This is a genomic window from Paraburkholderia azotifigens (assembly GCF_007995085.1).
In the GTDB taxonomy this organism is placed as follows: Bacteria; Pseudomonadota; Gammaproteobacteria; order Burkholderiales; family Burkholderiaceae; genus Paraburkholderia; species Paraburkholderia azotifigens.
On sequence record NZ_VOQS01000001.1, the window covers coordinates 1 to 13,478 of the forward strand.

Below are 13,478 nucleotides of genomic sequence, written 5' to 3' on the forward strand. Positions count from 1 at the left end.
GCCGCTTCGCGCAGCTCGACTGGACGCCGATCCAGTATCTGAACCGCAAATACGAGCGCAATCTGCTGATGGCGCTGTTCCGCCAGTCGCAGGTCGGCTATGTGACGCCGCTGCGCGACGGCATGAATCTCGTCGCGAAGGAATACGTCGCGTCGCAGGATCCCGCGGATCCCGGCGTGCTGGTGCTGTCGCAGTTCGCGGGCGCTGCGAGCAGCTGCCCGGCGCGCTGGTGGTGAATCCGTTCGATCTGTCGCAGATGGCCGAGGCGCTGGAGCGCGCGCTGTCGATGCCGCTCGCGGAGCGGCAGGCGCGTCACGCGGACATGATGCGCCGCTGCGCGAAAACAACCTGTCGGTATGGCGAGATACGTTCCTCGCGGACTTGCGCCATGTCGCGACGGCTTCATCGGTGACGGAGAAGGCCGTCAAGCGCGCGGACGTGACGGTGTGAGCGTGACGGCATAAGGCAGCGCGGCATAAGGCAGCGCGGCTTCGAGCGAACGCGCGTGTTTCCAGACGGCAGCCTGCAGAGGCTGCCGTTTCCGTTTCCAGCCCGGCCACGCGACGCTTCAGGCCTGCTGCTGGGTCAGTTCGAGGCACGGGCGTCTGGCGCGGATCGAAGTCCGCCCACTTGCCGCGCTGCCAGTGGCCCGTCGCGCGTTCGATGTCGGCGCCGCCCGCTTCGCGCAGCAGCCGTGCCGCTTCCATCTGGTTCTCCGGGCTCACGTGCACGGCGACCAGCACGCCCGAGTTGCGCAACTCGTGATGCACGACGTCGTGATGTTCGTGCGGCTCGCTGCGCGTGTGTGCATCATTTTGCCGACGAGCAAACCCAGATACGCGCCGACGCCCGCCGCGATGATCACGGCGGGCACCGACGCAGCAAAGGCCGCGAACACTGCGACGCCGATCACGGCACCCGCGACGGCGCCGATCGTCACCGCGTGGTGATGGCGGCGCATCGCCGGGGGCGGCGCAGGCGAAATGGTGTGCGGCAGCGTGTTCGTCGAGCGGATGGCGCGCGTGCTGGCCGCGCGGATTGACGAAAACAGCGTGACGTCTTCCCCGGAAACCGTGATCGAAGAGCGTTTGCGCGGCGTCTTCGGCGGCCGGGAAAGTGGTGAAGCGTCCAGCGACGATGAGTGACATGGCGCCTCCTGGTGTGCAAAGGCGGAGGTTCAACGCCAGAATGAAGCCTTCGCCGAGATCGCGACAGACGACGGCCTCCGAAGGCTTCGTCTACAAGAATAGGCGCAAAGCGCGCGAGCGGAAGCCGCGCGTCACGCGCCCGCCGCCGGGCTTTGCGCGACGCGCAGCATGCTGACGAAAGGCCCCGCGGCGGCGAAGCACGCTGCCACGTACAGCGTGATCACGGGACCATATTGCGGCGCGATGCCGAAAATCAGCGCGACGAGGGCCGAGCCGAGCGTCTGCCCGTGAGGCGCGCGGTGCCGAGCATGCCGCTCGCGCCGCCCGCTGCGATGGCGCGGCGCCGCCGACAGCATCGTCCGGTTATTCGGCGACTGGAAAGTGCCGAAGCCCAGGCCGCACAGCGCCATGCGCCACACGATGTCGAACGCCGTCGGATGCGCGCCGAGCGTCGCGAGCAGCAGCAGGCCGGCGGCCAGCGTCGCAAGTCCGAGGCCGCCGAGCCAGCCTGCCGAGAGGCGGTCCGACAGCACGCCGACAGCGGCGCCGCGCCGACGATGACGAGCGGCCACGGCGTCATCAGCAGCCCTGTCTCGACCTGGGACATACCGAGATGGTTTGCAGCAGGAACGGCAGCGACACGAACGCGAGCATCTGCGCGCTGAACGAACATACCGACGTGCCCACCGACAGCGCGAAGATGGGAATGCGCAGCAGATCGACGGCAATAGCGGCGCGGATTGCGTGAGTTGCCGTTGCACGAAGAAATAGCCGATCACGATTGCGCCGATCAGCTCGACGGCGACAAAGCCGTAACGCTCGCCGTGACCGAGGCCGCCGACGGCAAGATCAGCAGGCCGAACACGAACGCGTTCATTACGGCGCTGGGATAGTCGTACGGCGACGGATGCGGCTCGTTTCGCGGCAGCGCGCGCAGGCCGACGGCAACGGCCGCGACGCCGATCGGCACATTGATCGCGAACAGCCACGGCCACGACGCGATGGCGAGAACACCCGATGCGACCGTCGGTCCGACCGCCGACGACACGGCCACGACCATTGCGTTGATCGCGATGCCACGCCCCGAGACGCGACTTCGGATAGATCATGCGCACGAGCGCGGTGTTCACGTCATGATGCCCGCCGCGCCGAAGCCCTGGATCACGCGAGCGAGCGCGAGCGTCGGCAGCGACGTGGCGAGTGCGCACCCGAGCGAGGCAACCGTGAACAGTACCAGACCGCCCAGATACACGCGCCGGTAGCCGACACGGTCGCCCAGCGACGACAGCGGCAGCAGCGAAATGGTCACCGACAGCTGGTACGCATTGACGACCCAGATCGAGCTGGCGGCGCTCGCGTGCAGGTTGCGCGCGATGGTCGGCAGCGCGACGTTGGCGATCGCGCTATCGAGAACGGCAAGCGTGATGCCGAGCGCGACGACGAGGATTGCCCAGTAGCGCTGCGGGATGGGGAGTCCCGGTTCGGCGTCCGGCGCGGCGGCAGAGGAGGCTGGGGAGTGCGAAGCGCCCGGTGAAGGGCGGTGTCCGTCGACGAAGAGGCTTGCATTGTGTTGTTGTGATGAGCGGCAGGGCGGTCGCGTATCGTCGATATTAGAGCCCAGGATTGTGATTCCTGCTGCCGTGAAGACCGTCGAATCCGCCGGCCGGGCATGCAGCGCGCGGCGTGCATGCCCGGTCGTGCAGATCGTGACGATCGAGCGCCGCCGCTACTTGAGTTCGTACAGGCCTGTGTACGTGGCCGAATCGATTTCGTTCAGATGCGTCATATAGCGGGCGACGGCGTTCGTCGCGTCGGCGGCGAGAGGCAGTTCGCGACCTTCAGCGCATGAATGCGGAAGACGAAGCGATGCGGCTTGTCGCCGCGCGTCGGCGCCGCGCCGCCAAAGCCCAGCGTGCCGTAGTCGTTGCGAAACTGCAGCGCGCCGCGCGGCAGCAGGCTGCCGTCGGCCTTGCCCGCGTTGCGCGGCAGCGAGCGCGCATCGGCAGGGATGTTGACGACCACCCAGTGCCAGAAGCCGCTGCCCGTGGGCGCGTCGGGATCGAAGACGGTGAGCGCGAGACTTTGCGTGTCGGCGGGCGGCGCGTCCCATTGCAGCGCGGGCGAGATGTTCTCGCCGTCGCCGGCGACGCCGAACGATTTATCGTTCATCTCCTGCGACTTCGACATGAAGCCGTTGGCGGGGAAGTCGTCGGACCAGATTCGGAAATCAGCCATCATGCGCCTCCTTCGGTGGGTGGTTCCAGGATGGGACGGGAGCCGCTGTGATACCGCAGGTATGAGACCGCCAGAAGACTGCGTTCGAAGCTCCAGTGAGCCAATCGAGTGTAGCACCGGCGCCGTGCAATGTTCGCCGCGCGCAAAGCGCTGACAGGCTTTCCGTCTACGGCTTCAACGCGCGCGTCAGGCGCGTTCTTCGTGCAGCGGCGCGTCGCCGTGCAGCCAGCCGACCAGCCGTTGCAACACGCCGTCGATATCTCTGTTCGCTCCGCGCAAGGCGCATTCCCACACCGTTGCCACGCGCCAGCCGCCGTCGAGCAGCGCGGCCTGCGCGCGGGCGTCGTTCGCGCGATTGCGGCCGATCTTGTCGCGCCAGAACTCGGGCCGCGTCTGCGGCCATTTGAAGAGATGGCAGTCGTGACCATGCCAGAAGCAGCCATGCACGAAGATGACCGCGCGATAGCGCGGCAACACGATGTCGGGGCGGCCGGGGAGATCGCGTGCGTCGAGCCGGAAACGGAAGCCGCGCCGGTGCAGCAGGCTGCGGATCAGGATTTCGGGCCTGGTGTTGCGGCCGCGAATGCCGGACATCATCCGGCTGCGCGTGGCCGCGTCGACGATGTCGACCATCAGGCCGCCAGTTCCGCCGTGCCTGCGCGATGCGTCGCGCGCGTCAGCGCGAGCACATGCGGCAGCATGATGCGCGCGACTTCGCGCATCACGGGCACCACCACGCTGTTGCCGAACTGGCGATATGCCTGCGTATCGCTGACGGGAATGCGGTACGTATCGGGGAAGCCCATCAGCCGCGCGCATTCGCGCGGCGTCAGGCGGCGCGGGCGCTGCTTGTCGCCCTGATACACGAGGATCTCGCTGCCGTCCTTGTGATAGCGCGCCGACAGCGTGCGCGTCACGCTCTGCGGATAGGCCATTCCATAGCCGAAGCCGTTGCCCGCCGCGCGATGCTTGTCCGCGTAGTTCTGCAGGTAGGTCCAGAGTTTGGGCGTCAGCGTGTATTTCGGTTGCACGCCGCGCGCCGCGTGATCGAAGAACCGGTCGCCGTCCCACGGCAGGATGGGTTCCCTGCCGTCCGTCCGGTGCAGGATCGACGCGAGCCGCGGACCTTCTTCGGGCAGGCGCAGGTCGTCCCACGAAAACGATGTCTTGCCGCGAAAGCCGACGATGATGATCCGCTCGCGATGCTGCGGCGTGAAATGCGCGCCGTCGATCACGCGGTAATGCACCTCGTAGCCGAGTTCGTCGCGCAGCGTTTGCAGGATCACGTCGAAGGTGCGGCCCTTGTCGTGCGAAAGCAGGTTCTTCACGTTTTCGAGCAGAAACGCAGCGGGACGGCGCGTGGCGATGATGCGCGCGACATCGAAGAAAAGCGTGCCTTGCGTCGTGCATTCGAAACCGTGCGGCCGGCCGAGCGCGTTCTTCTTGCTGACGCCCGCGATCGAAAACGGCTGGCACGGAAAGCCGCCGAGCAGGATATCGTGCTCGGGAACGGCTTCGGCGGGAAACGTGACGATATCGCCGATCAACGTGTGCTGCGGTGCGCCTTCGCCCAAGTCTTCGCCGAAGTTCTCGCCGAAGTTCTCACGATAGGTCTTCTGCGAGAAATCGTTCCACTCGCTGGTGAACACGCATTGGCCGCCGTGCGCCTCGAAGCCCATGCGAATGCCGCCGATGCCGGCGAACAGGTCGATGAAGTTCACGCGCGAGCCGTTGTCTGCGTGCTGTGCGCCATTGCGCGCCGTCGACGCATGCAGCAGCGCGTATAGCGCCGGTTCCAGCATGGCGGGGCACGGCGTTTCGCCCTTCTCCCAGCGGCGCACCGTCTTGATGTCTTTGCCGACATGCGCGGCGATTTCTTTTTGTGTGAAGCGGGTGCGCGCCTGCTTCAGCAGTTCAAGCGGTGAAGCCTGAGTCACAGGAGTCCTTGCTGGGTATTTTTGCGGACATTATGACCTATGAATGTCCCCGATTTGCGATCGTCGGGTGTTGCGGGGCAAATTTTCCCGCGAGGATGCGTCCGCGAGTACGCACGGGGGAAGAAGGAAGGCAGCCCCGGCGACGCGCCAGATGAGACTGTCGCTATGTCGCCGGGTGTTCGCGCTGCTGGCAGCAGCTTCGGGGAAGGATGCGCGCCGGGTCAATGAATGTTAAATGCAGCGGGCGCAGCGAGGCAGCGGCGAAGCGGGCCGCCTGTTGCCTTCACGGCGTTGTCTGCTGGCTTAGCGCTGGCGGCGTACGCGGTGACGGTTCGTGTCGCGCGATGCTGCGGGCCGCGCGGTCGGCACGGGCAGCGGCGCCAGTTCCTTCGTGCACAGGTCGTCGAGTTGCAGCAGCAGGTCGTCGATCGCGCAGAGCTGGGAATTGGTCAGATGCTCGGCTTCGAGCAGCTCGAACAGGCGCCGGCGCCAGTAGTCGGCGGGGAGAATCGCCCCACCCAGGTCGCCATGCATCGAAGGCCGCATGACGCGGGCAATGTGCGCGATGTCCTGATCGATCAGAGTCGATTTGAACGATCCCGCCGACGAAGTGAGGTAAGTGTCCATGCCCGCACTACGGCAGGCCTTTGGAAAACTTTAGGGTCGGTCCGAAAATATTTTTGCGCCGCTTGCGCCTGGTCCGCCGAATATCTCGCGGCGCCCGCCGCGATGGCGCTCAACTCACGTCAGCGCAAGGGCGAGGCTGCAGGTCAGCACGACGATCATCAGGCCGGCGGCGACTGCGAGGTTGTAGGGGTAGGGCATCGGTCGACCTGACATATCAAGTGAGTGAAGCAATGATAGGAGGATGCCGGATGCCCGTCCGCAGACAAATGCCGTATTAGGTGGGAGAGCGCACACTGGGTCGCGGCGCTCGCGCGAAAGCCCTGTGCCGCGGACGTCGGGGGCATGGCGGGACGCCCGGACGCGCGGCTATTTCGCGTCGTGTCGCGGCGAGCCACGACACGACGCATCAGACGGGTTGATCGGGAGTCGCGGCGCCCGGCTGGGCGGCACCTTCCAGGAAGCGCCGCGTCGCTTCGAACGATTGCAGCATCTGGTCGGGCCACGGCGTCTGCAGCATGACGGCCTGATGGTTTTCGAACGCCGAGTTCAGCAGCTTTGACAGTTCGGGCGAGTTGATATGGCGCAGCAGGACGCTGACCGCGATGGCCGTCGCCTGGCTGGCGCCCGCCGTTTGCAGTTCGGAAGTGGTGAGGGCGGCGACTTGCTTGTTGATGTCCATGAGATGTCCTTCGTTGTGCTGGCTGCTGATGCGCGAAATGCGTGATTTTGTCACGGTCGGGTGGCTTCGATGCGATGCAAACGACGCCTGGATGTACCGTCCAGCCCGTGCCAGGCGGGCCTGTTCGCCTTGACTATCAAAAAAGGGAACTGTGTTTTGGCAATTCCGGTAGTTTTCTTTACAAAGCAAGCCGGTAGACTTGTTACAAATGTTTCGCTCTGGAGTCGATCATGCTCGCTACCTTCTTCGTGCTTTGGCCGTTTGCCGCCGCGTCGCTGTTTGCGCTCGCCCGATTCTTCGATCAGCGCGACCAGCAACTGGCCAAGGTTCAGGTAGTGCGCCGGCGTTGATCGCCCTGGACCGGGATGGCGCGGCGCGATGGTTCGGTCATCACGCTGTAGCAAACAAAAAACCCGCAAAGCGCGAGCTGTTGCGGGTTTTTCATTTGGCGTCGTCCGTCGCCGATGTGGTCCCCCCGACAGGAATCGAACCTGTATCTAGCGCTTAGGAGGCACTCGTTCTATCCATTGAACTACGGGGAGGGGCCGCCGACGAGCGCAGAGTATAGCAAATCGCCCGCCTTGCCAAAGCGGCTTTCGGTGCGCGTCTGCGCTACCGCAAGCGCGCCGTGGCGCGTCGCGGGTGGCGCGGCTACCATCGGCGCAATGACCGATTCACATTACTCCGATCCGCGTCTCGTCGCGCTCTACGACGCGCTCAACCCGTTTGCCGCCGATACCCGCTTCTATCTCGATCTTGCCGCGCGCACGGAAGCATCGCGCGTTGTCGATATCGGCTGCGGCACCGGCTTGCTCGCGTGTGAACTGGCCCAGCGAGGCCACATCGTGACGGGCGTCGATCCGTCGCGCGCGATGCTTGACGTCGCGCGCGGAAGGCCAGGCGGCGGGCGGGTGAAATGGATCGAAGGCGACGCGGCGCGGCTCGGCGCCATGAACGCCGACCTGGCCGTGATGACGGGGCATGTCGCGCAGGTTTTTCTCGACGACACCAGCTTCGACATCACGCTGGCTGCTGCGCACGCAGCATTGCGCCCCGGCGGGCGGCTCGCTTTCGAGAGCCGCAATCCGCTTGTGTCGCCGTGGACGGCGTGGACGCCGGAAAAGTCGCGCCGCATGATCGACGACACTCGGCACGGGGCCGTCGAAATCTGGCAGCAACCCGTCGATGTGAAGCCTGGCCGCGTCCGGTTCGAGACCTGCTATCGATTCGCCGGCGACGGCGACACCGTCGTCTCGGTCAGCGAACTGCGTTTTCGCACCCGGACCGAACTCGACGACGCACTTCGCAACGCGGGTTTCAGCGAAATGGAATGGTTCGGCGACTGGTTCCGCTCGCCCGTTCACGAAGCGAGCCGCGAACTGATCGTCGTCGCGACGCGTGGCTGATTGCGGCAGTGGCGCCGCAAAAAACAAAAGCGGCCCGTGGGCAGGTGACCCACGAACCGCTCGATACCGCAGACGCTTTCCGAACGGAGCAGTCGATCAGAACTCGACCACGGCGAATTCCGCCTTGCCCACGTCGCACAGCGGGCAACGCCAGTCTTCCGGGATGTCGGCGAAACGCGTACCCGCCGCGATGCCTTCCTCGGGCAGACCTTCCTCTTCGTTGTAGATCCAGCCGCAAATCAGGCAGACCCAGCTCTTGTATTCGATCACTTCACTCACGACACACGCTCTTCATTGATTCAATGCACAATCCGCCCATCTGCCCCTTTATGGGGCATCCGGCGGCGACCCGCAATATTACCGGAATTCACCGGAAGCCCCGCGCTTTCCATGCCGTTTACCGTTCCGGATCAACGCGAAGCGGCGTCCCGCCGGGCGATTCGCTCGCTGGCGGGTGCGGATCGAGCGTGTATCCTTTCAATGCGGTTGTGGCCGTGTGCGACTGCACTGACGCGCGCCGTGCCCGTCGAGCCGCTCTAGCCAAGGAGAAAACGATGCTGAACAAGAAATGGTGGCTCGGCGCAGTGTGCGCGGGCATGCTGGTCATGTCGGGCGTGGCGCATGCCGCGGGCGTCTCTTTCGTCGAGCCGAAGGACGGCGCGACGGTGAGCAACCCCGTCCACGTGAAATTTGCCGTCGAAGGCATGAAGATCGTGCCCGCCGGCACGATGACGGAAGGCACGGGGCATCACCATCTGATCGTCGACGGACAGCCGTTGCCGAAAGGCGAAGTGATCCCCGCCAACGACAAGTCGTTGCATTTCGGCAAGGGCCAGACGGAAACCGAACTCACGCTGCCGCCCGGCGACCACACGCTGACGCTCGATTTTGGCGACGGCGCGCACCGCTCGTACGGTCCCGAGATGAGCAAGACGATCACGATTCACGTGAAGTGAGCTGAACCGCGTTTCTCGCGCGAAGCGCTGGCGGCAGCCGTCTGCCGCCGCTGCGAACGCCCTCGGCGCAGGGCGTTCGCAGGTTCTGCCTTTCAGGTTGACGACGCATGTCTGCCATTCGTCCTATGCCATCCGTCGGCCCGCATCCCGTCGGCGTCCGCGCCGCCGACCGGTACAATGAGCGCTTCCGACTCATCGCTGGTTTCCTCATTTTTCCATGTCGCTTTACACCATTACGGGCGCGCAACTGGCGTTCGGCCATGTCGCGCTGCTCGATCACGCGGATTTCTCACTCGAAGCCGGCGAGCGCGTCGGATTGATCGGCCGTAACGGCGCAGGCAAGTCGTCGCTGCTGAAGATCGTCGCCGAGCTCGCCAGACCAGACGACGGGCTGATCACGCGCCAGCAGGATCTCGTCACTGTGTACGTGCCGCAGGAACCCGAATTCGACGGCGACGCGACGGTGTTCGATACAGTCGCGGCGGGTCTCACGCGGGCGAGCGCGCTGCTCGACGAATACAACACGGTCGCGCACGAGCTGGCGGAAACGCCGGAAGGCGCGCAGCACGACGCGTTGCTTGCACGCATGAACGTGCTGCAGTCGTCGCTCGATGCGACGGACGCCTGGAACTGGCGCACGCGCGTCGCTACGACGCTGGCGCAGATCGGTCTCGACGGCGATGCGCGTGTCGGCTCGCTGTCGGGCGGCATGCAGAAGCGCGTCGCACTGGCGCGCGCGCTCGTCGTGCAGCCGGACGTCCTGCTGCTCGACGAACCGACCAACCATCTGGACTTCGACGGCATCCGCTGGCTCGAAGAATTGCTGGTCGCCCAGCGCGCCGGCCTGCTGTTCATCACGCACGACCGCGCGTTTCTCGATCGCGTCGCGACGCGCATCGTCGAGCTGGATCGCGGCCGCCTGCTGTCGTATCCCGGCAATTTCTCCGCGTATCAGACGCGCAAGGCGCAGCAGCTCGAAGTGGAGCGCGTCGAAAACGAGAAGTTCGACAAGCTGCTCGCGCAGGAAGAAGTGTGGATCCGCAAGGGCGTCGAGGCGCGGCGCACGCGCAGCGTCGGCCGCATCGCGCGGCTCGTGCAGATGCGCAACGAACGCGCGGAACGGCGCAACGTGCAGGGCAACGTGAAGCTCGACGTCGGGCAAGGCGAAAAGTCCGGCAAGATCGTCGCCGAACTCACGGACGTGACGAAGCGCTACGGCGAGCGCGCGGTCGTGGACCGCTTTTCGACCACGGTCATGCGCGGCGACAAGATCGGTTTCGTCGGTCCGAACGGCGCGGGCAAGACGACACTGCTCAAGCTGATCCTCGGCGAGCTGCAGCCGGACGACGGCAAGGTGCGCGTCGGCACCAACCTGCAAGTCGCCTATTTCGATCAGATGCGTGCGCAGCTCGATCTGGAAAAGAGCCTTGCCGACACGATCAGCCCGGGCAGCGACTGGGTCGAGATCAACGGCCAGAAAAAGCACGTGATGAGCTATCTCGGCGACTTCCTGTTCGCGCCCGAGCGCGCGCGTTCGCCCGTCAAGTCGCTGTCGGGCGGCGAGCGTAACCGTCTGCTGCTCGCGCGTCTCTTTGCGCGGCCGGCGAACGTGCTGGTGCTCGACGAACCGACCAACGACCTCGACATCCCGACGCTCGAACTGCTCGAAGAACTGCTGACGGACTATGACGGCACGGTGCTGCTGGTGAGCCACGACCGCGCGTTTCTGGATAACGTGGTGACGTCGGTGATCGCGTCGGAAGGCGCGGGGAAGTGGCGCGAGTATGTCGGCGGCTTTACCGATTGGCAGATCCAGCGTGACCGTTCCGGGCAGCTCGCGCAACAGGACGCGCCGAAAGAGCCGCCAAAGGAAGCCGCGCCGAAGGACAGCGCGGCGGGCCGCAATGCGCAGCGCACGGTGAAGCTTTCATTCAAGGAACAGCGCGAACTCGAGGCGTTGCCTGGACAGATCGCGGCGCTCGAAGCGGAGCAGAAGGAAATCGGCGCGCAGATCGAGGAGGGCTCGATCTTCGTCAAGGATGCGCAGGAGGGCGCGCGGCTGACCGAGCGCTATGCGGCCATCGACGAGGAATTGCTCGTGGCGATCGAGAGGTGGGATGAGCTGGAGAGCAAGAAGAAGTAGCCCGCCCGCCGGGAGCACGACGGGGGTGCACCATGCATCCCCGTCATCCGTCCTACACCCCTCATCTAAATTGCCCCGCGCATCGAAATCAGTAAAATACCCGCGGACCTGCTTCCCACGGTCGTTCCAGCGTATCGCCCGCAACGGGCTCGCCGGAAGACCGCGGAAAGCAGACAAGGCAAACCGAAAACCGCTGCACGCAAGTCGCGCAGCGCACGCACTCCGTTGTTTCGTTTCGCTTTTTTTGAAAACTCAACGCATTGTCCACGCACCTGTCCACAAGACATGTGGACAACGATGAACCGACGGACCTCAGCAAGCCATGTCAACGAAAAAGCCAAACGCCGCGTATAGCGAAGCATCGATCAAGGTGCTCAAAGGCCTGGAGCCGGTCAAGCAGCGGCCCGGCATGTACACGCGCACCGAAAATCCGCTGCACATCATTCAGGAAGTCATCGACAACGCATCCGACGAAGCGCTCGGCGGCTATGGCCGTCAGATCACCGTCACGCTGCATGCCGATCATTCCGTTTCCGTCGACGACGACGGCCGCGGCATTCCGTTCGGGATGCACCCGGAAGAAGGCGTCCCCGTCGTCGAAATCGTCTTCACGCGCCTGCACGCAGGCGGCAAGTTCGACAAGGCGGCAGGCGGCGCCTACACGTTCTCGGGCGGCCTGCACGGCGTCGGCGTGTCGGTGACGAACGCGCTGTCCACGCGCCTCGACGTGACCGTCTGGCGCGAAGGCAAGGTCGCCGAGCTGAGCTTCTCGCACGGCGACGTCGTCAAGCCGCTGCAGGTGCGCGCCGCGACGAAGGCCGACAAGAAGTCGGGCACGCGCGTCACGGCGTGGGCCGATCCGAAATACTTCGATTCGCCGAATCTGCCGCTCGGCGAGCTGCAACGCCTGCTGCGTTCGAAAGCCGTGCTGCTGCCGGGCGTCGAAGTCATTCTCGTCAACGAAAAGACGGGCGAGCGTCAAAGCTGGAAATACGAAGACGGCCTGCGCGGCTATCTGATGGAAGGCATGGCGGGCAGCGACCTGCTGATCCCGCTGTTCGAAGGCGAGCGCTACGCGGAAAGCTCGCGTTCGAACGAAGAGACCTTCGCGGAAGGCGAAGGCGCGGCGTGGGTCGTCGCGTGGAGCGAAGAAGGTCCGCTCACGCGCGAATCCTACGTCAACCTCATTCCGACGCCGGCAGGCGGCACGCACGAAGCGGGGCTGCGCGACGGTCTTTTCCAGGCCGTGAAGAGCTTCGTCGAACTGCACAACCTGCAGCCGAAGGGCGTCAAGCTGCTTGCGGAAGACGTGTTCGCTCGCGTGTCGTTCGTGCTCTCCGCGAAGGTGCTCGATCCGCAGTTCCAGGGGCAAATCAAGGAGCGTCTGAATAGCCGCGATGCCGTGAAGCTGGTGTCGTCGTTCGCGCGTCCCGCGCTCGAACTGTGGCTCAACCAGCACGTCGAGCACGGCAAGAAGCTCGCCGACCTCGTCATCAAGCAGGCGCAGGCGCGCACGCGCGCAGGCCAGAAGGTCGAGAAGCGCAAGAGTTCGGGCGTTGCCGTGCTGCCGGGCAAGCTGACGGATTGCGAATCGACGGAAATCGGCCGCAACGAACTGTTCCTCGTCGAGGGCGATTCGGCGGGCGGTTCCGCGAAGATGGGCCGCGACAAGGAATATCAGGCCATCCTGCCGTTGCGCGGCAAGGTGCTGAACACCTGGGAAACCGAGCGCGACCGTCTGTTCGCCAACAACGAAGTGCACGACATTTCTGTGGCGATCGGCGTCGATCCGCACAACCCGGACGACACCGTCGATCTGTCCAATCTGCGCTACGGCAAGATCTGCATCTTGTCCGATGCGGACGTCGACGGTTCTCACATCCAGGTGCTGTTGCTGACGCTATTCTTCAAGCACTTCCCGCAGCTGATCGAGCGCGGTCACGTGCATGTCGCGCGTCCGCCGCTGTTCCGCGTCGATGCGCCCGCGCGCGGCAAGAAGCCGGCGCAGAAGCTGTACGCGCTCGACGAAGGCGAACTCGAAGCGATTCTCGACAAGCTGCGCAAGGACGGCGTGCGCGAATCGCAATGGTCGATCAGCCGCTTCAAGGGCTTGGGCGAAATGAGCGCCGAGCAGCTTTGGGACACGACGATGAACCCGGACACGCGGCGCCTGTCGCCCGTTGCGCTCGGCGAACTCGACTTCGACGCGACCGTCGCGCGCATGACCATGCTGATGGGCAAGGGCGAAGCGGCGTCGCGCCGCAGCTGGCTCGAAGAGAAGGGCAACCAGGTCGAAGCGGATATCTGAGCGCAGGCGTGCATCGCAAGATGCACGCGCGCCCAACAA

Annotated in this window: 9 protein-coding genes, 1 tRNA gene and 4 pseudogenes; 5 read left to right on the top strand and 9 right to left on the bottom strand. The window is 64.9% G+C overall.

Features of this window, described 5'->3' with window-relative positions; translation table 11 throughout:
• Positions 1-450: pseudogene (locus FRZ40_RS00005) on the top strand (trehalose-6-phosphate synthase); the annotation flags it as partial.
• Positions 451-593: 143 nt separating this feature from the next.
• Here the strand turns inward: FRZ40_RS00005 and FRZ40_RS44860 are convergent.
• The 8 genes and pseudogenes from FRZ40_RS44860 to FRZ40_RS00045 form a co-directional block, all read right to left on the bottom strand.
• Positions 594-1,148: pseudogene (locus FRZ40_RS44860) on the bottom strand (hypothetical protein); the annotation flags it as partial.
• A gap of 131 nt (positions 1,149-1,279) precedes the next feature.
• A pseudogene (locus FRZ40_RS00015) lies at positions 1,280-2,616 on the bottom strand (MFS transporter).
• 258 nt (positions 2,617-2,874) lie between these two features.
• Positions 2,875-3,383 (bottom strand): annotated as a pseudogene (locus tag FRZ40_RS00020) (YbhB/YbcL family Raf kinase inhibitor-like protein).
• Between the two features lie 186 nt (positions 3,384-3,569).
• Complete coding sequence (locus tag FRZ40_RS00025) at positions 3,570-4,016, bottom strand: very short patch repair endonuclease (RefSeq protein ID WP_028365625.1); 447 nt, start codon at positions 4,014-4,016, stop codon at positions 3,570-3,572.
• A complete protein-coding gene (gene dcm, locus FRZ40_RS00030; protein ID WP_147232918.1) occupies positions 4,016-5,320 on the bottom strand; it encodes a DNA (cytosine-5-)-methyltransferase in 1,305 nt (434 codons plus the stop codon). Before dcm ends, FRZ40_RS00025 begins: the two co-directional genes overlap by 1 nt.
• Before the next feature lie 303 nt (positions 5,321-5,623).
• A complete protein-coding gene (locus FRZ40_RS00035) occupies positions 5,624-5,947 on the bottom strand; it encodes a hypothetical protein (RefSeq protein ID WP_147232919.1) in 324 nt (107 codons plus the stop codon).
• Between the two features lie 406 nt (positions 5,948-6,353).
• Entirely contained in the window at positions 6,354-6,626 is a 273-nt protein-coding gene (locus tag FRZ40_RS00040; RefSeq protein ID WP_147232920.1) for a hypothetical protein, read from the bottom strand.
• 467 nt (positions 6,627-7,093) lie between these two features.
• A tRNA-Arg gene (locus FRZ40_RS00045) sits at positions 7,094-7,168 on the bottom strand.
• A gap of 123 nt (positions 7,169-7,291) precedes the next feature.
• Here FRZ40_RS00045 and FRZ40_RS00050 point away from each other — a divergent pair.
• The gene (locus FRZ40_RS00050; RefSeq protein WP_147232921.1) at positions 7,292-8,032 is read left to right on the top strand and encodes a class I SAM-dependent methyltransferase; all 741 of its coding nucleotides are present in this window, start codon (positions 7,292-7,294) and stop codon (positions 8,030-8,032) included.
• 96 nt (positions 8,033-8,128) lie between these two features.
• Here FRZ40_RS00050 and FRZ40_RS00055 read toward each other — a convergent pair whose 3' ends face one another.
• On the bottom strand, positions 8,129-8,311 hold the full coding sequence (locus FRZ40_RS00055) for a rubredoxin (protein ID WP_028365620.1): 183 nt from the start codon (positions 8,309-8,311) through the stop codon (positions 8,129-8,131).
• Between the two features lie 275 nt (positions 8,312-8,586).
• On the opposite strand from FRZ40_RS00055, the gene FRZ40_RS00060 reads away from it, so the two are divergent.
• The 3 genes from FRZ40_RS00060 to FRZ40_RS00070 all read left to right on the top strand — a co-directional run bounded on the left by FRZ40_RS00060 (position 8,587) and on the right by FRZ40_RS00070 (position 13,439).
• Positions 8,587-8,988, top strand: coding sequence for a DUF4399 domain-containing protein (locus FRZ40_RS00060; protein ID WP_147232922.1), 402 nt, complete (start codon positions 8,587-8,589; stop codon positions 8,986-8,988).
• A gap of 217 nt (positions 8,989-9,205) precedes the next feature.
• Positions 9,206-11,131: an ATP-binding cassette domain-containing protein gene (locus FRZ40_RS00065; RefSeq protein WP_147232923.1), complete on the top strand. Its 1,926-nt coding sequence runs from the start codon at positions 9,206-9,208 to the stop codon at positions 11,129-11,131.
• A 322-nt stretch (positions 11,132-11,453) separates the two neighbouring features.
• Positions 11,454-13,439, top strand: a complete 1,986-nt coding sequence (locus tag FRZ40_RS00070; RefSeq protein WP_028365617.1) for a DNA topoisomerase IV subunit B — start codon at positions 11,454-11,456, stop codon at positions 13,437-13,439.
• Positions 13,440-13,478: the final 39 nt, after the last annotated feature.

Coding starts and splice junctions, on each gene's coding strand:
- FRZ40_RS00025 (WP_028365625.1), bottom strand. CDS start 4,016: ATGGTCGACATCGTCGACGCGGCCACGCGCAGCCGGATGATGTCCGGC.
- FRZ40_RS00035 (WP_147232919.1), bottom strand. CDS start 5,947: ATGGACACTTACCTCACTTCGTCGGCGGGATCGTTCAAATCGACTCTG.
- FRZ40_RS00040 (WP_147232920.1), bottom strand. CDS start 6,626: ATGGACATCAACAAGCAAGTCGCCGCCCTCACCACTTCCGAACTGCAA.
- FRZ40_RS00050 (WP_147232921.1), top strand. CDS start 7,292: ATGACCGATTCACATTACTCCGATCCGCGTCTCGTCGCGCTCTACGAC.
- FRZ40_RS00060 (WP_147232922.1), top strand. CDS start 8,587: ATGCTGAACAAGAAATGGTGGCTCGGCGCAGTGTGCGCGGGCATGCTG.
- FRZ40_RS00065 (WP_147232923.1), top strand. CDS start 9,206: ATGTCGCTTTACACCATTACGGGCGCGCAACTGGCGTTCGGCCATGTC.
- FRZ40_RS00070 (WP_028365617.1), top strand. CDS start 11,454: ATGTCAACGAAAAAGCCAAACGCCGCGTATAGCGAAGCATCGATCAAG.